A 25616-nucleotide genomic window follows, 5' to 3' on the forward strand; every position below is an offset into this window, starting at 1 on the left:
GTTAATGCCCAGTCAGAACCAGCGTGTTCACCGGCATCAGGATCAAACGCAGGCGCAGACCCGCCGCATGAACCACGCCGATCGTGTCGACCACATGCAGGAAAGCAGAGTGCCAAAAGCCCAAATCTTCATGCTCCAGCCGCTCGTGGTTATCGGTGTAGACATTCGCCAGACAGTTGCTGCCGGGCGGGATATCATCCGCCATGCCCTTATAAAGCGGTTCAAAATAAACCAGGATCGAGCCCGGCACCTTGTTGGACTGCACGTCTCTGAGCTCGTCTGACGGGCGAATTTGTCCCGATGGGATCACATCCTGAACTTCGACCACCACAACCGGAATAACCGTGAACGGCTTGGTCATGCAGCCCAGCTCTCCGACCATGCCGGGCTTGATAACCTGCGCCGACATCTGATTGAACGCAGCCTGAAAGCGGTCATGCCCGGAGTTTGACGGCACAAGAATACCTGCTGGACGCAGCAGAGGACTGACGTAATCGCCAACCTGAAGGCCGAACTGTTCGATCCTCCCCGTCACACCCGCGTTGATCACAGTCTTGTCCAGCTCGGTCAAAGCAGCATCCAGGTTCGCATTGGCGCTGGCCAGTTGGGCCGGGATCAGCTCTTCGATTTGCTGTACGACGGCAGCGCGTTGCGATTCAGCCGCAACCAGCTTGGCCTCTCGTTCAGCGACAAGGTTTTCCAGCCGGTCAATCTCGGCCAGGCGGACGGCGCTTGACCCTTCGTCCCGCAGGGTCGTATTGCGTTGCAAGTCCTCCAGCGCCTGATCCAGCGCCGCTTTTGCGCCCGCGATCCCGGCGGCGGCCTCGGCCAGATCGGTCTCCGCAACTTTCAGTGATGCCTGAACTTGCGCGATCTGCGCATGCGCTGCCTCAACCATTGCAGTCTGAGTAAAGTCCTCGATCCGGAAGATTGGCTGCCCAGCAACAACCTGTTGATTGTTGGAGACATAGACCTCGGACACTCGCCCACCCAGTTGCGGCAAGATCGTTACTGTGCGGAAATACGAGGCCGCAGTTTTGCTGGCCGGGTGAAAATAGAACAGAGTGGTGATCACGGTCAGCGCCATAATGGCACAGGTTGTCAGACCCCAGCGCAACTCGTACCACATGGTGAATAATGTGATCTCGTGCCCGAAACGTTTTCCCTGCACAAAGCGGCGGAACAGATAATCAGGCAGCACTGTAACCAGCGCGCACATCAGTGTTTCAAGCATGTCCTATTGCTCCTGCTGCGCGACGGGTTCGGGGGATGGAACGGGATCGGGATCAGCAGGCGGTTGCGGCGCCAAAGATCGGATCGCATCGGCAATGGCACGCAAGGGCGCACCTATGTCGGGAAACTGGAATCCGGCGACCAGAATGGCTGCAATCCAGAACAATCCGTTATGAGTGAACAAAGCCAGCAGCGCAAGAATTCCCACAAGCTGAAACTGCGGGTGGTTGGATTCATGCGCGAGCTTTTCGGGGATCGAATGCAGGGTGAAATAGCCAACGCCGATCAGGATGATTACCACAACCGTGAAAATGAACATGACCGTCAAAAGAAAATCGCTGCCATCCGCCTGGGTCACGTAAGACGGAATGTGCCCCGTGGCCAATGGGTGTAAATCTGCTGTGCTCACCCTGCCCTCCTCTAATTGCTTTCCACTTCTTTGGATGGGTTGATGCGCAAATTCAACCCTGCTTAAAGTCTCAATTAGAATTCTACGGTCGTGCACGACGCATTCGACGTCAGAAAATCACGACTGCGGCCAGCAAAGGGGCGACATGATAGATTTCCTGATTATCGGCGGCGGTATTGCCGGGCTTAGCGTGGGCGCGCGGTTGTCAGAGCGCGGCCAGGTCACCGTGCTCGAGGGCGAAGAGGCGCTTGGCTATCACGCATCAGGCCGGTCCGCAGCTATGTTTGCACCCGCCTATGGTCCGCCTGCTGTTATTGCCCTCAACCTTGCCAGCGCAGCGCATTTTGAGACGAATGACTATCTGTCGCCACGCGGCTGGGTTCTGATCGGCGGGAAAGACCAACACGATGTGTTTCACCGGGATGCCGATCAACTTGGCGGCCGACAGATTTCCTTTGACGCGGCACAATCCCTTATCCCGATCCTGAACCCCGAAACCGTCGGGTTCGCGGCGCACAGCGACAGTGAACAAGATATAGATACCGACCGCATGATGCAGGATTTCGCCCGGACGATCCGTGGGAATGGTGGATCCGTTCTGACCCGGCAAAGCGTCACGGCAATTCGCAAACATAGGCACTGGATCGTCGAGGCCACCGAGAGCTTTGAGGCACGACACATCGTCAATGCAGCCGGCGCCTGGGTTGACGAAATCGCGGCGATGGCCGGTATCGCCCCGATTGGTATCCAGCCGCGCCGCCGCTCAATGGCCCGTATCCCGCCCCCCGGCGGGCATGACTTGCGCGCCTGGCCCATGATGTTGGGTGCGGGCGAAAGCTGGTATGCTAAACCCGACGCGGGCAAATTGCTGGTCTCACCTGCCGATGCCGATCCGACCGCCGCCCATGATGCATATGCCGATGACATGGTTCTGGCCGAGGGCTTGGCCCGGTACGAGGCAATGGTCACCGAGCCTGTGACACGGGTCGAAACCAACTGGGCGGGCTTGCGCAGTTTCGCACCGGATGGCAGCCTGGTTTTGGGGCCCGATCCGACCGATCCTACGTTTATCTGGTCTGCCGGTCAGGGTGGTTACGGGTTTCAGACGGCCCCTGCTGCATCCCAACTGGTAGCGGATCTGACAGTCGGCAACCAATCAAGTCTGGACACGGCGACCATCGCCTCTCTGAGACCAGACAGGTTGCACAGATGAACAAGCGCCCGTTACCCTCCAACGCCAGCGTCGCGACTGTAGGAGAGAACGGTCAGTTGGTCGCTCCGGCAGCCAGCCGTAACGTTCGGGCTTTGTGCGATCTTCTGGACCGGTTCGCCCCTTTGACCGGACAAGCGCTGGAACTGGCAAGTGGCACCGGTCAGCACATCGCAGCCTTTGCCGAATGCCGCCCCGGCATGCATTGGCAACCCAGTGAGGTTGAATCCGAACGGCGGGCCAGCATCAATGCCTACACCGCGGGCCTGCCGAATGTGTCCAAAGCAGAAGCTCTGGATGCAACCATCGAGGGTTGGCATCAGCCGTTTGGCGGCAGGGATCTGATCGTTCTGATCAATCTCTTGCACCTGATCAGCTGGGCCGAAGTGGAAACGCTTGTCGGCGAGGCAGCGCAAGCACTGAACGCGAATGGCCGGTTGATCCTTTATGGTCCTTTCATGCGCAACAATCGCCTGACCAGCGTGGGGGATCAACGATTTCATACGGCTCTGGTCCAGCAGGATGCTGAAATCGGATATAAAAACGACGGAGACGTTTCTGAGCTTTTGGCCAATCACGACCTGAAAATCCTGGAAGTCGCGGCGATGCCTGCAAATAACCTGGCCTTCATCGTGGAAAAATCTAACACCTGATCCAGATCAAAGCCCGACCGAGGCCAACTAAACATATTCCAAATACACGATGTTAAATGGAATGTAGCATGCCCTGGCAGGAAAAGATCAACGACACGCGAAAAGGTCTTCGCAATTTGAACGGCGCAATCCCTGATACCGCCCGCGCCTTCGGTGCGCTTGGCGCGGCGGTCAAGCAAGGCGGAACGCTGGACTACAAGACCAAAGAATTCATCGCTCTTGGCATATCCATAGCGGACCGATGCGAACCCTGTATCATGCTGCACACCGAAGCTTTGATCAAAGCCGGCGCGTCACGTGACGAGGTTTCGGACGTTCTGTCCATGGCGGTTCAGATGGGGGGCGGGCCGTCGATGATGTACGCCTCTAAGGCGCTGGACTGTTTCGACGAGCTGAGTGCATGAAAAAAGCCCGCGTGCTGCGGGCATTAGAAGGCGGCACCAAAAAGGTGCCGCCGTTCTTATCCAGATCAGCCGTCCTTGCGGATGACCTCGTTTTTCGGATCATAGGGGCTGTCGCAAGTGACGACCGCATCCCACAATTTGTCCTGAAGCTTGACCTTCAGCTTGGTGCCTTCGACCGCCAGATCGGGTTTCACATAGCCCATGCCGATGGATTTTTCGAAGGCTACTGAATAGCCACCCGAAGTCAGACGACCGACGCGTTCACCGTCCGGCGTATACAGCACTTCACGGCCCCACGGATCGGCATCCTCCGGTCCGTCGATCAGCAGGGTGCAGCATTTCACGCGCACGCCAGTCTCTTCCAGCTTGGCCTTGCCATAGAAGTCTTTGGACAGGTCGACAAAGCGCGGCAGGTCGGCTTCCAGCGGGGTCGCGTCGCGGCCCAGCTCAGTGCCGAAGGCGCGATAGGATTTCTCCTGACGCAGCCAGTTCTGGGCGCGTGCGCCGACCAGCTTCATACCATGCTTCTCACCGGCTTTTTCCAGCAAGTCGAACAGGTAGTTCTGCATTTCGATCGGGTGGTGAAGTTCCCAACCCAGCTCACCAGTATAGGCCACGCGGATCGCGTTGACCGGGCACATGCCCAGTTCGATCTGACGGGCCGACAGCCATGGGAAGCGCTTGTTGGACAGTGCGGTTTCCGGATCGGCGTCTTTGATGACTTCTTTCAGAACGTCCCGCGATTTGGGTCCGGCGATGGCAAAAACGCCCCACTGAGTGGTCACATCCTGGATCTCGATGTAACCGAACTCCTCCATCTTGTCCTCGGCCGCCTTGCGCAGGTAATCGGCGTCGTACTCAGTCCAGGCACCGGCAGAGACGATGTAGTAGTTGTTCTCGCCGTTACGGACGATGGTGTATTCAGTGCGGGTGGTACCGTGCGAGGTCAGCGCGTAGGTCAGGTTGATACGACCGACCTTGGGCAGCTTGTTGCAGGTAAACCAATCCAGGAACTGGGTCGCACCGGGGCCTTTGACGACATGCTTTGTGAAGGCCGATGCGTCGATCAGACCAACGCCTTCGCGGATCGCCTTGGCTTCGTCAACGGCATGCTGCCACCAGCCACCGCGGCGGAACGAGCGGGCATCATGGTCGAAGTTTTCGGGTGCATCCAGCGGACCGAAGTAGTTCGGGCGCTCCCAGCCGTTAACCCAGCCAAACTGTGCGCCACGCGCTTTCTGACGATCATAAGCCGGAACAGTCCGCAGCGGGCGGCAGGCAGCGCGTTCTTCATCGGGGTGGTGCAGGATGTAGACGTGCTCATAGCACTCTTCATTCTTGCGGGCCGCAAACTCGGTGGTCATCCAGTTCGACGAGTAACGTTTGGGGTCCAGCGAAGCCATGTCGATCTCGGCTTCTCCATCGACCATCATCTGGGCCAGATAATAACCGGTGCCACCCGCAGCGGTGATACCAAAGCTGAAGCCCTCGGCCAGCCACATATTGCGCAGACCCGGAGCCGGACCAACCAGCGGATTGCCGTCGGGCGTGTAGCAGATCGGGCCGTTGAAATCGTCTTTCAGGCCGGATTCAGCACAGGACGGCACGCGCTCGGCCATTGCCATATACTGATCTGCAATCCGGTCGAGATCGAGCGGGAACAGATCAGCACGGAAGCTGTCCGGCACGCCATGTTCAAACTGCGCCGGCGCACCATGTTCATAGATCCCCAAAATCCAGCCGCCGCGTTCCTCGCGTGCGTAGGATTCGTTGTCGGCATCACGCACAACAGGGTGTTCCGGGTTGCCCGCCTCGCGCCATTTGACCAACTCGGGGTCTTTGTCCATGACGATAAAGGTGTGTTCGACCGGGATCGCAGGCATCTTGATGCCCAGCATTTTCGCGGTCCGCTGTGCGTGGTTGCCCGATGCGGTCACGACATGCTCGGCGGTGATAACCACCTGCTCATCCGACGGAATGAGGTTACCGCCCTTCTCGACCATTTTGGTGCAGGTGACTTCCCAATGAGTGCCGGTCCAATGGAAGGCATCGGCCTGCAGCTTGCGAACGATCTCAACTCCGCGTTGACGCGCACCCTTGGCCATCGCCTGTGTCACGTCTGCTGGGTTAATATAGCCGTCCTCGGTGTGATATATCGCGCCCTTCAGGTCCGAGGTCTCGATCAGCGGCCAGCGTTCCTTAATCTGGTCCGGAGTCAACCATTCATAGGCAACGTCACAGGTTTCGGCGGTCGACGCGTACAGCATGTATTCGTCCATGCGCTCCTGGGTCTGCGCCATGCGCAGGTTACCAACCACGGCGAAACCCGCGTTCAGGCCGGTCTCATCCTCAAGCTGCTTGTAGAAATCGACCGAGTATTTGTGGATATGCGTGGTCGCATAGGACATGTTGAACAGCGGCAGCAAACCCGCCGCATGCCAGGTCGAACCTGACGTCAGTTCGTCCCGCTCGATTAGCATGACATCGTCCCAGCCTGCCTTGGCCAGATGATAGGCAATCGAAGTGCCGACGGCGCCGCCGCCAACGACCAGTGCTTTGACTTGGGTTTTCATAGCCGGGTGTCTCCCCTTGGAATCTGTTGCCACCATATGGCGCAATCAGCGCCCACCGCGCGACATTCATCCGACCAGTGATATAAAAAAAACGACCCTCAGACATCTGGGGGTCGTTTTTCCTAAAAGTTTTGAACTTTCTCAGCCGCCAGACAGCGAGCAGGTCTTGCGCGCATCTTTGAAGGCGCATTTGCCCGAAGACCCTGCTCCACCCTTGTTCACACGAATCTCGGATGCTTCGTTCACACGTTTCCCAGAAGCATCGGCAGTTTCTGAACCTTTAAAAAACGACTTCAGGCCGCCGAACAAACCGCTCGAGCTTTTCGGTTCGACCTCTTTTTCTTCCGACCCACCCGTTAGCTTCCCGAAAAGTCGCCCAAAAACACTGCCGCCAGATCCATCCGCATCTGCGTTTTCAATTTCCAGGCCAGCCAACCCTTTGCGATACCCGATCTGGATCAAATCATCCGGGGATTGGATATTGTTTGCCGTCAGATCGAAAGCATCAGATGGCAACCCGTGTTGTGCCGCCATTGTATTGGCAAGCAAGGCCAACCCGTTGATGTTTTCGATCCGCAACTGAGCAATCTCGCTGCGCAGCCGGGTGAACTCGGCCCGGACTTCGGCCATTTGCAAGGCGCGCTCAATGCCGCCATCCGGGTCGGTAACCGCCTCGTTTCCTACACCAGGCACCGGCCGGCTAAGCAACGCGTTCATCCCATCATAGTCAAGCTGGCTGAGGAATATGCGCACATCCTGCTCCGGGGCATCCGTGTACATCTCAACACGGATTTCCTCACCCAGACCCAGGGTGCCCGTATAGATCTGGAACCCAACCGGCTGTGTCAGATCCGTCACTTTGGCAGTGATCATCGACCAGACTTTACGGACATCGAGATGGATCGGGCTGTACTCTGCTTCGACGAACTGAAAATAGGCAACGCCCCCGATCACACCGAACGGAGCATAGTTGCTGGCGCCGAAATCCATCGAGTCGATCGATCTTGCGATATTGCCCGCAAGTGAATCCGCGGAAGCCTCCTGCCGCAGTTTGATCTCAATCCAGTAAGTGTGACCAGCCTTTTCATAAACCCAGCTTACCTTATCCAGTTTTTTGGCCTGTATTTCAGCTTTTTGAACAGCCACCTTACTGGCAAGCGGGCGCGCGGCCTCACTGACTGATTTCAAGCCCCCCCCTTCACGCGCATCGAGCGTGAAGTCACTGTCCATTATTGCCCGACGCGAAAGCTCTGAATCCGGGACCGGCATATAGGGCTTGCCCCCTGCGCGCCAACGCTTCTGGCGGTCGCGTTCTGCCGCTTCGGCATCCAGTTCTTCATGATAAAGGGCGAACCGCGTTTTGAGCGTTTCCACATAGCCGTTTGCCGACAGCGTACCTTGGTGTTTCTTATCCTGCTGGTAGTAATCCAGCCCGGCGACAACCAATCCAACAATCAGCGCAAACCCGATCAGCCGCAACGCGTCCATCAAATTACCTCAATATTCATTCACTGCTTATTTCGCGCAGAATCTTTGAAAATTGAGGCATCCTTGTGGCCTAGATACGGAATAATCCGCGCGGTTTTTACCCGTCCCGAGCCGGAAATATTTTTCCAGGGTTCATGATATTGTCGGGATCAAGCGCCTTTTTCACCGCCTCCATAAAGGTCAGCGCTGCCCCTAGCTCCTTGGCCAGGTATGACCGCTTTCCTTGCCCGATCCCATGTTCCCCGGTACAGGTTCCCTCCATCTCGATCGCAAGGTTATTCAACCACCCAACAAACCCGTCCGCTTTGGCCACTTCGTCGGCGTTTTCCATGTCGATCAACAGCAAGGTGTGAAAATTACCGTCCCCTACATGCCCGACAATCGGCGCCAAAAGCCCAAGTTCCTTGGCCTTGTTTCGGGTCGCAGTCACGCATTCTGCCAGTCGCGAGATCGGTACGCAAACATCGGTTGATATGCCCCGCGCACCCGGGCGCAACTGCAAGCTGGCCCAATACATATCATGGCGTGCCTGCCAGAGTTTGTTGCGTTCTTCGGTTGTCGAAGTGGCCGCGAAATCTGTGCCGCCGAACTCTTCGGCGATCTGACCAAATGTCTCAGCCTGCTCGACCGCACCACCAGTCGATCCATGAAACTCCAATAGCAAAAGCGGGGTTTCCGGTAAGGCCAGTCCCGAATAGGCGTTTGCGGCCTTCACCGACACCTCGTCCAACAACTCGATCCGGGCCACGGGAACGCCGTACTGGATCGTCATCATTACAGCCTGACATGCCGCGTCGACAGAAGGAAACACACAACGCGCCGAGGTGATCGCTTCGGGGATGCCTTGCAGACGCAGAGTGAGTTCTGTGATGATGCCCAGCGTGCCCTCTGCGCCCACCATCAGGCGGGTCAAGTCATACCCGGCCGACGACTTTCTGGCCCGCTGCCCGGTTCGGATGATTTGCCCGTCCGGCATCACGGCCTCAAGGCTAAGGATATTGTCCTTCATCGTGCCATAGCGCACCGCATTGGTTCCCGAAGCACGGGTCGCCGCCATACCGCCCAGCGAGGCGTTCGCACCGGGATCAATCGGAAAGAACAGACCCTGATCACGCAGATGAGTATTCAGCTCCTCTCGCGTTACACCTGGTTGCACGACACAATCCAAATCATCGGAATGAACGGCCAGTACCTTGTTCATCTGAGACAGATCGACCGAAATGCCACCGGCTGGCGCGTTCACATGCCCTTCCAGCGAGGTTCCGGTGCCAAAGGCAATCACAGGGACCTTATGCGTGGCGCAGGCCTTGACGATTTCCGAGACTTCCTGGGTCGAATGCGGAAACACCACTGCATCAGGGGGCTGGTTTTCGATCCATGTGGTCGTATGCCCGTGCTGCTCGCGGATCGCCTGACCCGTTTGCAAACGGTCGCCGAATTGCTGTTTCAGAATGCCGACGACCGTTTCAATCCCCGCCTCGTTTCGCCGAAGCGACTTTGCTTGCACCATGCTTTCCCTTTCTGACTGGCCGCTAGACTATTCGCCCAGCGCAATGCCCTCACGTCGCGGATCGGCACCGCCTGTCAGCATGTCCCCGATCTCGATGGCATGAAGACCTGAAGTCAGATCACGTGCGTTGACCTCATAGCCAAGTTCGGTCAGCGCATCCGAAAGCCCTTCGGCCCCGGTGCCCTGTTCCACGTCGAACGTGCCGAAACGATTGACCAGATGCGGCAGTGCCAAGGCCTGTTGCACATCCATATCCCAATCTGCCCAGGCGATGATCGACTTGGCAACATAGCCGATAATCCGGCTTCCACCCGGCGATCCGATGGCCAGAACCGGTGCACCGTCCTGCATCACAATGGTCGGGCTCATGGATGAGCGCGGGCGTTTGCCCGGTTCCAGACGGTTGGCAATCGGAACGCCATCGCTGTGGGTTTTGAACGAGAAATCGGTCAGCTCATTGTTCAACAGGAACCCGTTGGTCATCAGCCGCGATCCAAAGCCGTTTTCGATCGTCGTGGTCATGGACAGCACATTGCCATACTGGTCCACGATCGAAATATGCGAGGTCGACGGAAGTTCCAGCGAGATATCATCCGCCCAGTTCGAGGCATGGTCAAATTCGGGATTCCCCGGAACGGCGTCGATCAATGCGGCCTCACCGCTCAGCAACGCGCCCCGTTCGGACAAATAGGCAGGATCGACCAGCCCCTGTGTCGGCATCGGGACAAAATCATGGTCAGCCATATAGCGCCCACGGTCGGCAAAAGCCAAACGCGAAGCATCCCCGATCAGCCGCCAGGATCTGATATCTTCGGGGCCTGACGCTGCCAGATCATAGCCGTTCAACATGCCCAGAATCTGCCCGACCGTCAGCGCCCCTGAGGATGGCGGGCCCATTCCGCAGACTTCATAAACGCGGTAGGTGGCGCAGACGGGGTCACGTTCGATGACCTGATAAAGCGCCAGATCTGTACCAGACAGCACGCCCGGATTCCCAGGCGCGTTGCGAACCGCGCTGACGATCCCGGCGGCAATCTCTCCTCCGTAGAATCCAGCTGATCCTTCCGCAGCCATGATGCGCAGCGTTTCCGCATAGGCCGGGTTCGTCAACCGCTGCCCCTGTGCAAGCGGCTGTCCATCCGGCAGGAAATACGCGGCTGTCTCGGGAAATCGCGACAGGCGTTCCGCGTCATTCTCAACAAGGCTGGCCAATCGAGGAGAAACCAAAAAACCCTCATCAGCCAAATTAATGCCGTCAGAAAACAGGCCGGGCCACGGGCTGCGGCCCCAGCGGCGATGCGCCTCTTCCAACAAAGCCGGGGTGCCGGGTGTGCCGACGGAAAGTCCTCCGACAACCGCATCAAAGAATTTCAGCGGTTCGCCATTCTCGTCCTGAAACAGACGATGGGTGGCCTCAAGCGGGGCGGATTCACGTCCGTCCAGTGTTGTCAGCTTGCCAGAGGCCGCATCATACCAGACCAGAAATGCACCACCACCAAGGCCTGAGGATTGCGGCTCGACCAAACCAAGTACAACCTGCACGGCAACCATCGCATCAGCCGCCGAACCGCCTGCCCGCAGCACCTTGGCCCCGGCCTCAACCGCCAGAGGGTTGGCCGCGGCCACCATCCAGTTCTGTGACGTCACGGGTTCACCGGCCAATTTCGCTTCGAGTGAGGCTATGACTTCTGCGGTCAGGCCTTGAACCTGCCCGTCAGTACCACCCTCCGGTGCAACTGCATCCGCAGCTTCCTGAGAGGCCAACGGCCCGGCAAAGGTCATGGTTGCCAAAAGCAATCCCGAAATCAGACTTCGTTTCATAGTATCCTCCTGAAAAATTGACTTTGTATCGTCAGGCCACCAAGCCGCGTACTATAACATGGACGGAACAACCTGGTCCGGTGGTCGGTGGCCGTCTTCGAATGTCTTGATATTTATGATAACTTTTTCGCCCATTTCGATCCGCCCCTCAAGCGTGGCAGATCCCATATGCGGCAACAGAACCACGTTCGGCAACTGCCGTAGGCGAGGGTTCACCTTCGTTCCGTGTTCATAAACGTCAAGACCTGCACCTGCGATATCGCCTGACCGGATTTGGCGGGTTAGCGCGTTTTCATCGACTACTTCGCCACGTGACGTATTGACTAGCACTGCACTCGGCTTCATCAGCTTTAGCCGCCGGGCATTCATCAGGTGGAAAGTCGAAGGCGTAGACGGGCAGTTGACCGAGATCACATCCATCCGTGCGACCATCTGATCAAGGCTTTCCCAATAGGTCGCCTCAAGCTCTTGCTCTGTCTCCGGTCTCAACCTACGACGGTTGTGGTAATGTATCTGCATTCCGAAGGCACTGGCACGACGGGCAACCGCCTGACCAATCCGGCCCATCCCCAAAATGCCAAGACGCCGCCCACCGATCCGCCCACCCAGCAACGCGTTGGGTGACCATCCTTGCCAGTCCCCTTTTTGCATGACGGACAGCCCCTCGGGGATGCGGCGGGTCACGGCCAATATCAGCGCCATAGTCATATCCGCAGTATCGTCGGTCAGCACACCGGGCGTATTCGACACAAGGATGCCGCGCTGACGGGCGGTTGCGACATCGATATTGTCAACCCCTGCCCCATAGTTGGCGATCAGTCGCAGCCTTTCACCCGCCCGCCCCAGCAATCCGCCATCAATCGAGTCTGTAACCGTTGGTACAAGTACATCCGCTTCTTGTACGGCCGCTACAAGCTCTTCTTGGGTCATGGGTGCGTCGTCCGCACGCAACCGGACATCGAACAGCTCGCTCAATCGGGTTTCAACAGCCTCGGGCAACCGTCGCGTAACGACAACACTCAGACGTTCTCTAGGCACCTGTGTACTCCCACTGCTTTGCAAACTTTCGCGCGTCATGGCATCGTGGCGCAGGATAAGGCGGGGCACAAGAACCCCTGGGCATTGATCCAACCTTTTTTCGAAGCAAAATTAACAGGCATAAGAGCAGACTGTCAGTGAGTGTTCTCCTACCAGTAAATCGCCGGATTCTGGCGCTTTTTTCAGTAATTTTGCTTGTGCTTGGTCCCTTTGTGGCCAGCGCACAGGATAAGCGCGGCCAGGTCACGAATCTGCCTTTGCCACGGTATGTTTCCATGAAAGCGGCCGAGGGAAACGTGCGCAGAGGACCATCCCTGTCGCATCGAATCGACTGGGTGTTCAAACGGCGCGGGATGCCTTTGCAGGTGACGGCGGAATATGGCAACTGGAGAAAGGTTCAGGACCGCGATGGCGCAGGGGGTTGGGTCCATTACGCCTTGTTGTCTGGCGTGCGCACAGTACTGATCGAATCCGACTTGCTGCCGGTCTATTCCAACCCGGACCCAAACTCGCAGGTCAGTGCGCGGTTTGAAACCGGCGTTGTCGCGCGGCTTGGAACCTGCACGATCGAGTGGTGTCGCATCTCTGCAGGTGGATATCGTGGCTGGGCCCTGAAATCCAACCTTTGGGGCGTCGATCCCTCAGAGATTCGCGAGTAGCGCTGATCTCAGAGCAACCGGCAATGAAGTTCCCGATCCGCCACTCTCGAACTTGCTTATTCTTGTTATCTGCTTCGGCATTGGGCGGCCCTACGTAAGCAGGAGGCGCAACAAAGGGGTGCAGCGCCAGAAAGACCACATTCGCGACTGCCACTCGCCCTCGTTAAACCAATCGAAAACCTGCTTCCTGTCCGCCTGCCAGACGAATCCTCGCCCGGCCCAGCCGTTCAACATCTGTCCGCAGAGTCATGCTTCTTTGGCGGAAGAGCCAATTCACAGCCGTTGCCGTCAAACCATGTTCAACACCTTCGGGCAGGAAGAGGTGCTGCTAACATGACCCGTGAAAGATGCTCTGAATTTTTTTTATAACTGGCCTAATTTTTTTGCCTGAAAGCTCTTGAACCCTACCAACAACAATCGTAGATAGCGCCTCACCGTTGGGGTGTAGCCAAGTGGTAAGGCAGCAGTTTTTGGTACTGTGTATCGTAGGTTCGAATCCTACCACCCCAGCCAGTTCATCAGATCATGGAACGACAACAGGCTCTTGGGGCTAAACCCTCCGAGAAATGCCCCCGTTTATGCCCCAGCCACCCGAACCACCCGTTAACAATCATAGCGGGTTCTGCGGGGGTGCCCCTCCCACGTTGCGGGAGGAACGGGTTAGCTGTTCCGAAGTCGAGGTTTCTGCATAGCCACAGGTCTATAGCATATCCCAATCGACCCCGTTCGCCTGCCGGTCACGCTCATCCTCAAGGTTATCACGGCGGTCATAACCAACCGAACCTCTCACCCGTCCACCAGCGACCTGAATCCGGCTTCAGTTGAAGTTCCTCTGATACCACAAGCTTACTGTCCAGAATCGGCTTGTTGAACTTCCCGGTCAGCTTGGCAACGCTGTTTTGCGTGATCGAGTTTTCTTCCCCGAACAGCTTGGTGATCAGGGTGCAGAGGGTGCATTTACCTGTCCCTTTATATCGGGAGTAAAAGAACAAAGCCCAAGCTAGTTTCTCGGCCTCATTCTGAAGACCCCACGAAACCCAATCCTTGACGACGCGGCGGTCAGCCTCGTGGCCGAAGATACGCTCAAGAAACCGATCGAACATAGTCGTGTCAGCGTCGGCCACTGCAAGGTCGCGATAGGCCGGTTCATTCCAAGCGTTGAGAGCAACTGTATCGCCCTCAGGTATGATCGGCTCTTTGATGTCGGGGCGGCATTTCGTAGTTCCGTTCCATATCCGAACATTCTGGCTAGGATCATCGTGGATTTCTTCGAAAGCCCGCTGAAACACCGCTCGCACATGGCCTGGAGTAAACTCCATCGTGGGGTAGTTGCTCCGCATCCTACCCAAGCAGATACGTTTGGCCTCCGCCTGCGACAGAGGATGTGAGGGACGTTCAGGTAGATAGAACTGATTTTTATAGCGGACAACCCACTTGCTGATCTGCCGAGCAAGTAATGCCACGTCCTTTTCGATATCAGTTGCCGCCTCAGGTAGAGTTGGGGCGTTCCGGATCACACGGTAGCAAGGTCGACAATACGGACAAAGTGGGTGTTCAAGGAACCTTTTAAAGTGCCTTTTCAATGAACTTTGAAAAAAGCTCACCCTGCGAATTGATCCTAAGTTTCGCGTAAATGTTGCGTCTGTGGATGCGGACTGTGCCTGGAGAGATGCCGAGAATTGTGCCGACAGCTTCTGCCGAATGGCCCTTCAATGTGAACTCAACAACTTCTCGTTCTCGTGGTGTCAGAACGCCATCGCCAAATGCCTGGAATGCTAGATCGACACGATGACTAACGCCATTCGCTGCGGCGCCGCGGGCCATCGATGGAAAGTCACTCCAATGTTTGCAACAGGCTGCCCGAACGAGCGGCCATAGAGCGTGCAAATGGCGAATTTCCTTGGCGGAAAAAGGCTTCTCTGCTCGCATGAGCGAGACCACAACCATCCCAGCGCTTGGGATATCGATAAAGTAGCCAATCTCCTCTGCTAACCCAGTCCTTTTGTAATAGCTGCGATAGTATTCGCCCTGATAGAACCTGTCCGGTGCGATATCGCGCATGCGGTACAGACCCGGTGTTATCGGTTTTGTCGCGGCCAAAAAAAATGGATCAAGTACGTAGGGCCCGGCTTGGTAGTCCTCAACAAAAATACGCCGTTTGCTTTTGGGGAAATCGTCGTGAAGGTCTATTGGTGCTTCGGTTCCGACATGGCCAAACACTACAGTAAAATCGAATGGCGCGACCTGCCGTAAGCCATCTGCTAAAACACAGGGAAACTCTGGGGTTCCGATCTTCTCCACGACCCTGCCGGCCTCCTCCATCCAATCGTACACACGCAGCTCCAGATTTTCGAAAAGCACCCCTATACCCCAATTGTGGTATATACAGTTATTCCGAGTTTTTGTTACTTTTTCCTTGTTTGAGTGGTATGCCAGTAAATGCCAAAAAATCAAGCAAAAGGAAAACGGCAGTATATGAGCTTTGACATGAGCGTCACCATGCAGACGATTGCGGAACTCCGAGGAGTGACCAAGACCTTCGGGAATGTGGTCGCTGCCAAAGACCTGAATCTTTCCATTGGGAAAGGAGAGTTCCTGTCATTCTTAGGCCCATCTGGTTGCGGCAAAACCACTGCACTTAGAATGCTGGCAGGTTTCGAGAAGCCAACCGAAGGTCAGGTGTTGCTCGATGGAGAAGTCGTCAACGACTTGGATGCGCACCATCGCCCAGTCAACATGGTGTTTCAGCACTACGCTCTTTTTCCTCACCTGAGTGTGTTCGACAACATCGCGTACGGCCTGCGCCAACAACGACCACGCGTAGACAAACAAACAATCGCGACAAAGGTTGAGCAAGCGCTGGAAACTGTTCGTCTTGGTGGATTTGGCCCACGTCGCATCTGGGAGATGTCTGGTGGTCAGCAGCAACGCGTCGCTTTGGCGCGTGCGATCGTAAACGAGCCCAAGCTTTTGCTGCTCGATGAACCAATGGCTGCTCTGGATCGAAAGCTTCGAAAAGAAATGCAGTTTGAACTGCAGAACCTGCAACGACAACTAGGAATAACTTTTGTCCTCGTCACGCACGACCAAGAAGAAGCGCTTTCAATGTCCGACCGAATTTGTGTGATGGAAGGCGGCAGTATTGTGCAGGTAGGCAGCCCACGTGAACTCTATGACATGCCCCGCAGCCGCTATGTGGCAGGATTTGTAGGCACCTCGAATTTCTTTGATGCAACCGTAACTGACGCAGCAGCCGAGCAAATCACTGTGCGTTTAGCGAGTGGCCAAAAGGTGCACGGAACTCCGGAGATCCCAATCGATGTAGGGCAGGTAGTGTGCGTCAGTATCCGTCCTGAACAGATCACGCTGACCCGCGCGCTACCCGCAGCTGAAATCGCTCTGCCAGTTACCATTCAAAATCGGATCTTCCTTGGGGAGCACACAGAATACCTTGCGCGCAACGAAGCACTGGGTGATTTCCACGTACTTGTGCCAAGGCAAGCGGAATTGAACGAGGGGACGTTCAATGCGGGAGAGCAGGCCTTTGTTTCATGGGGCGAAGGCGCACTGCTGATCCTGGAAAATTAACAAATCCCGCAATCCAACAACAGAGAGGTTCACAATGACCAAGGATAATGGGACTATTTCCAAGCAAAAGTTCATGGAAGAGCTTCGCCGGTACCAAAAGGGTTCCGTCACACGGCGACATTTTTTGGGCGTGACAGGTCTTGGGATGGCAACGGCCGTTCTGGGCACGGCTATGCCTGGGTTGCGTCCACGCCCGGCATTTGCTGCCGGAGACATTGGCGACCGAGTGATCCTCGCCACGTGGCCGAACTACCATGACGAGATGAACTTCGAAGCCTTCACGGAAGCCACTGGCGCTCATGTTCAGGTCAATGTTTTTGGCTCGAACGAAGAGATGTTGGCAAAACTGCAGGCAGGTGGGTCTGGTTGGGACGTTTTCGTACCGACGAACTACACGATCACTACGTATGTGGGCGAAGATCTGATCATCCCGCTCGATACGTCCAAACTGCCAAACTACGACGCAGGTTCATTCGAACAACGCTTTTCGGATGCCGGCTCTGTCGATGGCCAACTTTACGCGGTGCCGAAAAACTGGGGCACGACCGGCTTTGCAGTGAATACTAGCAAGCTTGACGGCGCTCCGACTCCAACCACATGGAAAGAGTTCTGGGACCTTACTATGGAAGGTTACTCAGGTCGGACAATGGTGCATGATTACCAACTCACCACCATCGGTAATGCCCTGAAATACTTCGGCTACTCCTTCAACTCGGTCGATGAGAAGGAACTGGCCGATGCCGAGAAATTGTTGCTGGATGCTAAACCGCATCTGTTTGCAATCTCGTCGGACTATCAGCCACCGATGCGTAACGGTGACGCCTGGATGACGATGTGCTGGACAGGTGACGGCAAGCAGATGAATGTCGACATGCCTGAAATCGCCTACGTTCTGGGAGCTGAGGGCGGTGAACTCTGGTCCGACTACTACGCTATTCCTAAGGGCGCACCCCATATGGATGCCGCTTATGCCTTGATCGACTTCCTGCTGAACCCGGAAGTTAATGCGAAAGAAGTCCTCGCTCATGGCTATCCATCGGCTGATGCTCGCACCAATGCGTTGCTGCCGAAGGAATTGCTGGAAGATCCGATCCTTTATCCGGCAGCTGACCTTCTGAGTGCGCTCGAGTTCGGCGCGGCGGCTACGCTAACCGATCCAAACCGTGCCGAGTTGCTCGCCCGCTTCAAGTCGGCCTAAGCGGCAAGGCCGCCAATATCGGAAAAGACGAGGACAATATGACCGAACGAGGCAGAAAAGCACTGTTGCTGGCACCGGCAGGAATATGGCTTTTGGTAATGCTTGCCCTTCCTCTGCTGGTCGTCTTCGTCTTTTCCTTTGGCGAACGGGGTGCCGCCGGAGGCTATGTTCCAGCGTTCACGTTGGAACAATATGCCAACCTTCCTGCGCGATGGACGGCGTTTAAGAACACTTTGATCCTTGCACCTCTGGGGACTATCGCTGCGTTGGTAATTGCCTACCCGCTCGCCTACTTTCTTGCGGTGCGTTGTTCACCAAAGTGGAGAACTTCGCTGTTGATCCTGGTGATCGTGCCGTTCTGGACATCGATCCTGATCCGGTCATACGCATGGATTTTCATCCTTGGGGGGCGTGGCTTGCCCGCTTTACTGGAGTCGATCGGCATCGATGATGTCCGCCTGATAAATACGCCGTTCGCCGTGCTTGTGGGGATTGTCTATGGGTATCTACCTTTGATGGTTTTCCCAATTTTTGTAAGCTTGGACAAACTGGATAAACGCCTTCTGGAAGCCTCGGCTGATCTCGGCTCTACCCCATGGCGTACGTTCCGTCAGGTGACACTTCCTTTGTCGGTACCTGGTATCGCAACTGGCTGCATGCTGGTCTTCATCTTGCTGATGGGCGAGTTTCTGATCCCAGCGATCTTAGGTGGCGGAAAGGTCTTTTTCGTCGGAAATGCGCTGGTGGACCTGTTCCTGCAGTCTCGAAACTGGGCGTACGGATCGGCGGTCGCAATGACTCTGGTTGTCGTAATGCTTGTCACTGTCTCAATTTACATGAAATTCATCTCGCGTCTGGGTGGCCAGCGCGAAGATGTCTCGCTGATGTGAGGATCCGATGCGCTTATACACGATTTGCGTCTACCTTTTTCTCTATATTCCCATCGGCATCATCGCGCTTTTCAGCTTCAATGCCGGACGACACGCAAGCCAGTTCATGGGTTTCTCGACCCAATGGTATGGCAAAGCGCTCAACAACCCATTTGTTATGGACGCGCTCGAGACCAGTCTGCTTGCAGCATTCATAACTGCTTGCCTCGCATCCACTCTCGGAACTATGGCTGCCATGGCTTTACAAGGGGTTAAGGGATGGCTCCGAACTTTGTTCGACGCGATGATTTATGTTGCGATAATGATACCCGGTATCGTCATCGGTATCGCGACGCTCATTGCCTTGGTTACCGTATTCGGCTGGCTTAACCCAGTTCTTGCCAGCCTATGGCCCGATGGAGCAAATCCCCCGCAACTTTCCATGGGGATGCCCACGCTTGTCGCTGCGCACACCATGTTCACAATGGCGCTGGTCATAATCATCGTACGTGCAAGGCTATCGGGTATGGACCGCGCGCTCATGGAAGCTTCGGCGGACCTCTTTGCGACGCCCTGGGGCACCTTTCGGCAGGTGACACTGCCGTTGATAGCCCCGGCAATTTTGGCGGGCTTCCTGCTCAGCTTCACTTTCTCATTTGATGATTTCATCATCGCGTTCTTCGTAGCTGGCTCAGAAACAACCCTGCCAATCTACATATTCTCATCCATCCGGCGCGGCGTAACGCCCGAGATCAATGCCATAGGCACTATGGTTATGGGCGCGTCGCTCTTGCTTCTCGTTACAGCGCAACTTCTTTTGCGCCGAGGCGCCTCAAAATCGAATAGTTAAATAAAGGAGCCAAGTGACATGCGGCTTGCAGGTAAAGTCGCGCTCGTGACGGGCGCGGGATCAGGAATTGGTCGGGCGGGTTCAATGGCAATGGCGCAAGAGGGTGCGCATGTCATGGTAACGGATCGCGATGCAACACTTGCTGACGCCACTGTGGCCGAGATCATTGCACAGGGAAATCAAGCATCTGCCTTACAGCTTGATGTAACCGATGACGATGCCCTTACCAAAACCATAGACGAAGCAGTTAAAAACTTCGGTCGGCTTGACGTGTTGCACTCTCATGCTGGGTTACAGATCGAAGGAACGCTGGAAGAAGTGGAACCGGTTGGAATGGATGCTTCTTGGGCATTGAACGTCCGCGCCCACTTCATTGCCGCGCGTGCAGCCGTCCCCCATATGAAATCACAAGGTGGAGGCAGCGTGATCGTCACTGCTTCCAATTCTGGCGTTCAATACGACCGGGGTATGATCGCCTATGCGACCACAAAGCACGCAGCTGTTGCGATGGTCCGGCAGATGGCAGCCGATTACGCTGTCCATGCAATCCGTTTCAATGCCCTTTGTCCAGGATTTGTGGACACCCCCTTCAATGCAGGCTTCGAGAAGCAGATGGGTGGCCGTGCCAAACTGGAAAGCTACATCGAGCAGGCGATCCCTATGAGCCGGTGGGCGACAGTTGAAGAGATTGGCCATGGGATCGTCTATCTAGCTTCAGATGAATCCGCTTTTATGACTGGGCAAGCCTTGGTTATCGATGGCGGTGAATGCATTTAGTGATGGGTTGGACCACTCAAGAGAATGTCTATCGCCGCACTTCATTTTTTGCGAGCACATTTCAGTCCGCTTTGGGCTGAGCTCGGCCCGTTGCTCGCGCGGCAATACCGTTGTGATCGGCTGATCGAGACCGGCCATAGGAGGATCGGGGCAAGTCTTTGATCTTGTGTCATGTCGTTCAATGCACGGACGTTGGGAAATCAGGAGCCATAGTTCGCGCTTCAGGCGGCGAAACCAGGGAGTGAGCCCAAATTGTCGAATACTGCGGAGCCGTGTTAATGTCTGCATACGATGCTCTGGAAGCCAAAATGACCAAACAACCCAGTCAAGTGAACGATGAAAGACCCGCCATTCTCTGTGTTGCAGGCTTTGGTGACAATGCGAGCATGTTTGAAGGTTTGGCTGACACCCACCTCGCCAACAGCTATCGTTTGCTACCCATCAATCTTCCGGGATTTGGCGCTCAGCCTCTGGCAAAGGCAACAACTCTTGAAGCACTTGCACAAACCGTCGCCGACAAAGCGATCAAGCACGGAGCTGAGATCATTGTCGCTCATTCGGTTGCTTCAATCATAGCCTCCCTGGCCGCCAAAAGGGCCGACTGTCCTTTGACAACCATTATTTCTCTAGAGGGTAATATCACCGCCGAGGATGCCTATTTTTCTGGAACTGCCGCGGACTACAGTGATCCGGTTGCGTTTCGTGCAGCGTTTCTTGAGCGGCTTGATGAAATGGCGAAAACGGCACCGATCATCCGACGGTATCATAATGAAGTATCGAAGGCCTATACTCTGGCGCTGTGGCAACTCGGCACCGACGCACGGCATTTTTCAACAGGCTGCGTGCCCGGCGAGCTTTTGCAAAGCGCGGCAAATGTGATTTATCTCTACAATCCTGACAACTGTCCGGACAGCACCGTCCGGTGGTTGGAAGAAAACAAGATGGATCGGATTATTCTCGAAAACGCCACTCACTGGGCGAGCGTAGATCAGCCCGAAAGGCTTGCAGAAATGATTGCTGAGGCACTCCACCGATAGGTGAACGCAGCCGTTCACAATTGGATAGATGAAAGTTGGCTTTGTATTGGATTTCCGCAAGAAACGGGTCGCGGTGTCGCGGTCACGTAAGCTAATCCGTTAGGTAATAGTTAGTGACGGAAGCAGAAGACATGACAAACCAACCCATGCCAGCAATGGATTTTACAGCCAGCGTCATGCTGCTTTTGCTCGCCGCGGTTTGGGGCGGGTCGTTCTTTTTTGGTGAGGTAGCCCTGTCAGAGGTGCCACCACTTACAATTACATTGCACAGGGTTTTTTGGGCGGTTCCTATTCTTGCGCTAATCGTCTTTTTCAAAGGACTGAGTGTTCCACGCACCCCTCGGGCATGGGGCGCTTACCTCGTAATGGGGGCGCTCAATAATGCCATTCCGTTCTCGCTGATCTTCTGGGGGCAAACGCAAATCGACAGCGGGCTGGCTTCAATCCTAAATGCTACGACAGCAATGTTTGCAGCGGTCGTGGCGGGTTTGCTTCTTAAGGACGAGCCCTTGACTCCGAAGAAGATAGCAGGTGCTGCACTGGGTATTTTGGGGGTGGCCTTCATTATGGGGCCAAGCGCATTGACCGAGTTCAATCCGAGCAATCTGGCACAGCTGGCTATTCTTGGGGCGACGCTCTCTTATGCATTTGCCGGTGTATGGGGCAGGACTGCTCTTTCGGGCCAACCACCGCTGGTGAATGCGCTTGGTATGCTGATCGGCAGCACAGTGCTTATGATCCCGATTGTTCTCGTGATGGATGGCCCCCCAAACTTGGCTCTGTCTTCTGGCGTATGGGCTGCGCTTCTTGGGATGGCCGCACTATCAACAGCACTGGCCTATGTTCTCTATTTCGCAATCCTTGCGCGCGCAGGTGCTGCCAACCTTCTTTTGGTAACCTTACTGATTCCACCGTTCGCTATCGGCCTTGGCGTTTCATTCCTGGGTGAAAAGATAGAGCCAGAGGCTTGGGTCGGGTTCGCCATCATTGCCCTTGGCTTTGCTGTAACCGACGGCCGGCTTTTCTCCCGCTTTGTCAGGCGCAAGCCCCAACAAGCAGAATGAGGCGCTTTCTAGAATACTATTGACCACCACATTACGGAGTGACGATCCTCGCCGTCACCAACTGACCCGGCCAAGCGTCGGGTCTATTTTTGAGTAGCGGACACCCCCAACCCGCCAGCACCAGCGACCCCCGTCAGCCCCCGGAACGAGACTCGCCAGCGGTCGTCTCAGCACCAGTGGGCGGGTCTCTAGTGGTCTCGCAGCGGCCTCTCTAGCGGTCAGAAATGCCCCGTGCTCACTCGTCCTTTGTCCTCGTTCCGCGCTTCGCAAAATGCCCCCGAAACCTCCCCAGTTTCTCGGAGGGTTTAGCCCCAAGAGCCTGTTGTCGTTCTATGATTGCGAATTAACCATAAGCGTGCAAATTTCACTCGGTTCGTGCAAATTGATGTCAATAAGTTTGTCTACTCACACTGCGTCGAAGATCTACCACCATCTGTGCATTTCTATTGAAAGCGCAGAACACTAGTTTTCCTCAGATAATTGCTGCTGGCTTTTTGTATCGAGCCTCGGGTGGTTGATGCAAAGGCCGCTTCTAGGGTTCGCTCGAGATTTGTTGGTTCCGTTCCCAGATCTTCTCGCCAATCAGGCAGTCATAGTCTGAGGGTGAGGTGTATTGCGCCTTCATAACCTCTCCTGTTGCAGGCGCTGACCCAATTTCCAGTACCAATTTTCGTCGTACGGCCTCCGCAAAGCCCTGCTAGTCAAGCACCGGGACTACGAATAAACCAGGTCCGCCTGTCACACAGTTCTGGTAGTAGACGTCAAGATCGTCGAAGTGCCACTGACTCCCCATACCTTCTTGGGTCATCAGCGGTAACCCATTTATAATAATCGACTTCGACAATACTGCCTCACGGGCCCGCAAAACCGGGCGGAAGTTGCGAAACATCAGCCGCAACAGCTGGTGGGGTCCAAACAAGGCCCGAAGCAAGTACAATCGCGGAAACCAAACCTTTCGACTGGCGCACTATTTGGGAAGCTGGTTGGAGGGTGGCATCAATTGCACTGATCATACCTGTAGTCCCCGTACTCCAGCCAGTTTGCCGAGCCTTCGCTAAAAATCAGAAATTCGGACCTGTCTTCCCCAAGCAGGGCGACGACAAATCCGGCCGGTGGCTCGGAGTTTCCGAAGTAACTGTAGGCCGTCATGGCTCTGATCGGCTCGCCGTTAACCGTTACTCGCGCGTCCCACTCTCCGTCCGGGTTGTCCAAAATTGCGGGTTCGATTACGCGTTTTATCGCTCCGCCACCACAATAGACGATGCCTTCGGGTGCTTCGTATGAGGCCTCTTGGCTAACATCCGAGTTGCACGCAGAACGAAGGGATCGAATTGCCGCGCCGGAACCTTTTAAGTCAAAGATTCCATAGCTGACATCTTGATCAATCATGGACAGATTGACCGATGCATTTGCTTCAAGCTGGTCCAGTACAAAATCATAATCCTGCTGACTGTTGAAACTGACCTCGACGGGATAGTTGTCGACGATCTGCACAGCAGCGTTTTCTGCGCCAACCTGAAATGCCCCAACTTCGGTGGTGCCGTTCTTCAAGAAACGAATTGAAAGCCCCTGCTTGTCCGCAATGTCCTGGCTGTCCTCGAATCCAGCCGGAGCAAAGCGAATACGGTCACACTGAAGTTCCAGCGTCATGTTTCCTGTCTGAATATACGCATTGGGGTTGGGCCCGGAGCTGAAAGACCACTCCGCTGATGCTGTGGTCGCCACTGCCATCAGTAGCATTCCAATGGAAATGGTTTTGCAGCTCATTTTTTTCTCTCCATTGAGTTACGGTTCGCACTGTCGTTCAGCAGAAGTTCCATCCAATTGCCCGGACAGCCAGATCAGGAAACAGGTTCGCCGTATTCGTTTGCGCCTTCTTGGGAAGGTCGTGTCAGCCACCAGATCATCAGGATAGACAGAACCAATTGAAGAATTGAGACAACAACAATACCGGTCACGCCCAGTACTGCCGCGGGTCCTCGTAATGCATCGGGGTTTTCGGTCCCTTGCTCCAATACCGAAAAGAACGCCACCCCACCCAGCATAACAAATAGCGTTGTAATGCTGAGCGCCATCGGCAGCAGCAAATACCAGCCAGGTCGTCCTGTATCATGCAGCCTTCGCCAACCGGCGGCCAGCATAGGTATGAGAACAGCCAGCTGGAAAACAGAGGACAGGACCCGAGATCCTTGGCCTGTTTCGGGGTTTGTCCCGAACAGGATCGAATCCAACCCGGCAAAAACGGCACTTACGAGAACCACAAACAAGAAGAACCACCAGTATTCTGAGCGTATAGCCCGCCCGGAGAACTGGAAGTATTTCGAGAAACACGTTTTAACTGCTTCACCGAATCCCATCTTTCATTCCTTTCTCAGTTTCTGTGCGGCCTCAAAACATTTCGCCGCTCAGGAGAACACACTCTCCCCTCTGGGGACTCCCACTTACTTTTTTGTTTGAAAGCAGAAGCCTTTCGTACGAGAGCGTAAAGAAGTTTACGCGCGGAAAAAGTATTGATTTATGAAAAATTATATTCGAACATACGAATTCGACACAACTTTTTTTACCTCCGTTGTTGTCGCTGTCGCCCGATCTACCGGGCCCTTCCGACTGCTGGAGTGAGTGCCGGCGGTCGGAAGGCACTTCACAATAATCTGGCTTGGGAGAACACGATGCTCAGACTTAACGTACTCGCCCTCTCTCCCAAGTTCGCTCTAGCTTTTACCAGTGACGTCATACGGCCATCACACGTTGTTGGCGGCCTCGGTAGTCAACGTAATGTCGTTCTGCCCCACAAGCCCCCCGCGGCAAGTTTTTGGGAAAGGTAGTCAAAGGATCGAGGTGTGTTCTGTTGGCTGCACAGACGCAAAAGCTTCAAACATGCGCATCCAATTTCACAAATTTCAAAGGAACCAGAGGGAGAAGAAAATGACTAACAAGAAGGTGATGATCGCAGGCGCGACATGTTTCGCATTGCTTGCAGCCTGCGACGACACGAGTACGTCCAGCGCGTCCGCCGAGCTCACGCCCGCTCAGCAGGCATGTTTACGGGATGTAGCCAACACGACAAACAATTCGCAAGTCGTGGTGCTCTCATCCGCGTTTAGCGAGGCGGGAACACAAGTCACTGTAGGCGTTGGTGAGGATCGCGCTCCGTGGAATTGCATTGCCTACAGTGATGGCGCGACAGCTGGTATCGAGTTCCTTGGCGACGAAGGCGCATTGTAGTCTGTTCGCT

At 55.3% G+C, this 25616-nt stretch carries 24 protein-coding genes and 1 tRNA gene; 13 read left to right on the forward strand and 12 right to left on the reverse strand.

The window, feature by feature from the left end; all coding sequences use genetic code 11:
• Window position 1 precedes the first annotated feature (1 nt).
• Both AC2FJV_RS16370 and AC2FJV_RS16375 read right to left on the reverse strand, forming a co-directional pair.
• A complete protein-coding gene (locus AC2FJV_RS16370) occupies window positions 2-1234 on the reverse strand; it encodes an HlyD family secretion protein (RefSeq protein WP_496714092.1) in 1233 nt (410 codons plus the stop codon).
• A gap of 3 nt (window positions 1235-1237) precedes the next feature.
• Window positions 1238-1642 carry a hypothetical protein gene (locus AC2FJV_RS16375; protein ID WP_142638956.1) on the reverse strand — a complete coding sequence of 135 codons (405 nt, stop codon included), beginning with the start codon at window positions 1640-1642 and terminating at the stop codon, window positions 1238-1240.
• Window positions 1643-1787: 145 nt separating this feature from the next.
• Between AC2FJV_RS16375 and AC2FJV_RS16380 the strand changes: the two genes are divergently transcribed.
• The 3 genes from AC2FJV_RS16380 (at window position 1788) to AC2FJV_RS16390 (ending at window position 3909) form a co-directional block, all read left to right on the forward strand.
• Entirely contained in the window at window positions 1788-2855 is a 1068-nt protein-coding gene (locus tag AC2FJV_RS16380) for an NAD(P)/FAD-dependent oxidoreductase (protein WP_496714093.1), read from the forward strand.
• A complete protein-coding gene (locus AC2FJV_RS16385; RefSeq protein WP_496714094.1) occupies window positions 2852-3505 on the forward strand; it encodes a DUF938 domain-containing protein in 654 nt (217 codons plus the stop codon). Before AC2FJV_RS16380 ends, AC2FJV_RS16385 begins: the two co-directional genes overlap by 4 nt.
• A 68-nt stretch (window positions 3506-3573) precedes the next feature.
• Entirely contained in the window at window positions 3574-3909 is a 336-nt protein-coding gene (locus AC2FJV_RS16390; protein ID WP_142638962.1) for a carboxymuconolactone decarboxylase family protein, read from the forward strand.
• Between the two features lie 65 nt (window positions 3910-3974).
• Here the strand turns inward: AC2FJV_RS16390 and AC2FJV_RS16395 are convergent, their stop codons facing one another.
• The 5 genes from AC2FJV_RS16395 to AC2FJV_RS16415 all read right to left on the reverse strand — a co-directional run bounded on the left by AC2FJV_RS16395 (window position 3975) and on the right by AC2FJV_RS16415 (window position 12339).
• A complete protein-coding gene (locus AC2FJV_RS16395; protein ID WP_496714095.1) occupies window positions 3975-6482 on the reverse strand; it encodes a GcvT family protein in 2508 nt (835 codons plus the stop codon).
• Between the two features lie 141 nt (window positions 6483-6623).
• Entirely contained in the window at window positions 6624-7970 is a 1347-nt protein-coding gene (locus AC2FJV_RS16400; RefSeq protein ID WP_271952567.1) for a hypothetical protein, read from the reverse strand.
• A 97-nt stretch (window positions 7971-8067) separates the two neighbouring features.
• On the reverse strand, window positions 8068-9480 hold the full coding sequence (locus AC2FJV_RS16405) for an FAD-binding oxidoreductase (protein WP_496694455.1): 1413 nt from the start codon (window positions 9478-9480) through the stop codon (window positions 8068-8070).
• Window positions 9481-9507: 27 nt separating this feature from the next.
• The gene (gene ggt, locus AC2FJV_RS16410) at window positions 9508-11301 is read right to left on the reverse strand and encodes a gamma-glutamyltransferase (RefSeq protein WP_496714096.1); all 1794 of its coding nucleotides are present in this window, start codon (window positions 11299-11301) and stop codon (window positions 9508-9510) included.
• 51 nt (window positions 11302-11352) lie between these two features.
• Window positions 11353-12339, reverse strand: a complete 987-nt coding sequence (locus AC2FJV_RS16415) for a 2-hydroxyacid dehydrogenase (protein WP_496714097.1) — start codon at window positions 12337-12339, stop codon at window positions 11353-11355.
• Between the two features lie 137 nt (window positions 12340-12476).
• On the opposite strand from AC2FJV_RS16415, the gene AC2FJV_RS16420 reads away from it, so the two are divergent.
• A complete protein-coding gene (locus tag AC2FJV_RS16420; protein WP_142638974.1) occupies window positions 12477-12998 on the forward strand; it encodes an SH3 domain-containing protein in 522 nt (173 codons plus the stop codon).
• Between the two features lie 438 nt (window positions 12999-13436).
• Window positions 13437-13511, forward strand: a tRNA-Gln gene (locus tag AC2FJV_RS16425).
• A 254-nt stretch (window positions 13512-13765) separates the two neighbouring features.
• Here AC2FJV_RS16425 and AC2FJV_RS16430 read toward each other — a convergent pair.
• Together AC2FJV_RS16430 and AC2FJV_RS16435 are read right to left on the reverse strand one after the other, a co-directional pair.
• Window positions 13766-14317: a primase-helicase family protein gene (locus AC2FJV_RS16430; protein WP_142638976.1), complete on the reverse strand. Its 552-nt coding sequence runs from the start codon at window positions 14315-14317 to the stop codon at window positions 13766-13768.
• Between the two features lie 247 nt (window positions 14318-14564).
• Window positions 14565-15320 carry a helix-turn-helix transcriptional regulator gene (locus AC2FJV_RS16435; protein WP_496714118.1) on the reverse strand — a complete coding sequence of 252 codons (756 nt, stop codon included), beginning with the start codon at window positions 15318-15320 and terminating at the stop codon, window positions 14565-14567.
• A gap of 165 nt (window positions 15321-15485) precedes the next feature.
• Between AC2FJV_RS16435 and AC2FJV_RS16440 the strand changes: the two genes are divergently transcribed.
• The 7 genes from AC2FJV_RS16440 to AC2FJV_RS16470 all read left to right on the forward strand — a co-directional run bounded on the left by AC2FJV_RS16440 (window position 15486) and on the right by AC2FJV_RS16470 (window position 22381).
• Entirely contained in the window at window positions 15486-16586 is a 1101-nt protein-coding gene (locus AC2FJV_RS16440; RefSeq protein ID WP_246097278.1) for an ABC transporter ATP-binding protein, read from the forward strand.
• A 34-nt stretch (window positions 16587-16620) separates the two neighbouring features.
• Window positions 16621-17784 (forward strand): ABC transporter substrate-binding protein, encoded by a 1164-nt coding sequence (locus AC2FJV_RS16445; RefSeq protein WP_142638980.1) that lies wholly within the window; start codon window positions 16621-16623, stop codon window positions 17782-17784.
• 38 nt (window positions 17785-17822) lie between these two features.
• Complete coding sequence (locus AC2FJV_RS16450) at window positions 17823-18674, forward strand: ABC transporter permease (protein ID WP_142638982.1); 852 nt, start codon at window positions 17823-17825, stop codon at window positions 18672-18674.
• Between the two features lie 7 nt (window positions 18675-18681).
• Complete coding sequence (locus tag AC2FJV_RS16455) at window positions 18682-19503, forward strand: ABC transporter permease (protein WP_496714098.1); 822 nt, start codon at window positions 18682-18684, stop codon at window positions 19501-19503.
• Between the two features lie 18 nt (window positions 19504-19521).
• Window positions 19522-20280, forward strand: coding sequence for an SDR family NAD(P)-dependent oxidoreductase (locus tag AC2FJV_RS16460; protein WP_142638985.1), 759 nt, complete (start codon window positions 19522-19524; stop codon window positions 20278-20280).
• Window positions 20281-20558: 278 nt separating this feature from the next.
• Window positions 20559-21317, forward strand: coding sequence for an alpha/beta fold hydrolase (locus AC2FJV_RS16465; protein ID WP_496714099.1), 759 nt, complete (start codon window positions 20559-20561; stop codon window positions 21315-21317).
• Between the two features lie 131 nt (window positions 21318-21448).
• The gene (locus AC2FJV_RS16470) at window positions 21449-22381 is read left to right on the forward strand and encodes a DMT family transporter (RefSeq protein WP_496714100.1); all 933 of its coding nucleotides are present in this window, start codon (window positions 21449-21451) and stop codon (window positions 22379-22381) included.
• Between the two features lie 697 nt (window positions 22382-23078).
• Here AC2FJV_RS16470 and AC2FJV_RS16475 read toward each other — a convergent pair.
• The 3 genes from AC2FJV_RS16475 to AC2FJV_RS16485 all read right to left on the reverse strand — a co-directional run bounded on the left by AC2FJV_RS16475 (window position 23079) and on the right by AC2FJV_RS16485 (window position 24738).
• On the reverse strand, window positions 23079-23270 hold the full coding sequence (locus tag AC2FJV_RS16475) for a DUF1194 domain-containing protein (RefSeq protein WP_425595613.1): 192 nt from the start codon (window positions 23268-23270) through the stop codon (window positions 23079-23081).
• 107 nt (window positions 23271-23377) lie between these two features.
• Window positions 23378-24148 carry a hypothetical protein gene (locus AC2FJV_RS16480; RefSeq protein WP_496714101.1) on the reverse strand — a complete coding sequence of 257 codons (771 nt, stop codon included), beginning with the start codon at window positions 24146-24148 and terminating at the stop codon, window positions 23378-23380.
• A 74-nt stretch (window positions 24149-24222) separates the two neighbouring features.
• The gene (locus tag AC2FJV_RS16485) at window positions 24223-24738 is read right to left on the reverse strand and encodes a DUF805 domain-containing protein (RefSeq protein WP_496714102.1); all 516 of its coding nucleotides are present in this window, start codon (window positions 24736-24738) and stop codon (window positions 24223-24225) included.
• Window positions 24739-25306: 568 nt separating this feature from the next.
• Between AC2FJV_RS16485 and AC2FJV_RS16490 the strand changes: the two genes are divergently transcribed.
• Complete coding sequence (locus AC2FJV_RS16490; RefSeq protein ID WP_142638995.1) at window positions 25307-25606, forward strand: hypothetical protein; 300 nt, start codon at window positions 25307-25309, stop codon at window positions 25604-25606.
• The last annotated feature ends 10 nt before the right edge of the window (window positions 25607-25616 follow it).

Source organism: Ruegeria sp. CDSA241, assembly GCF_059611265.1.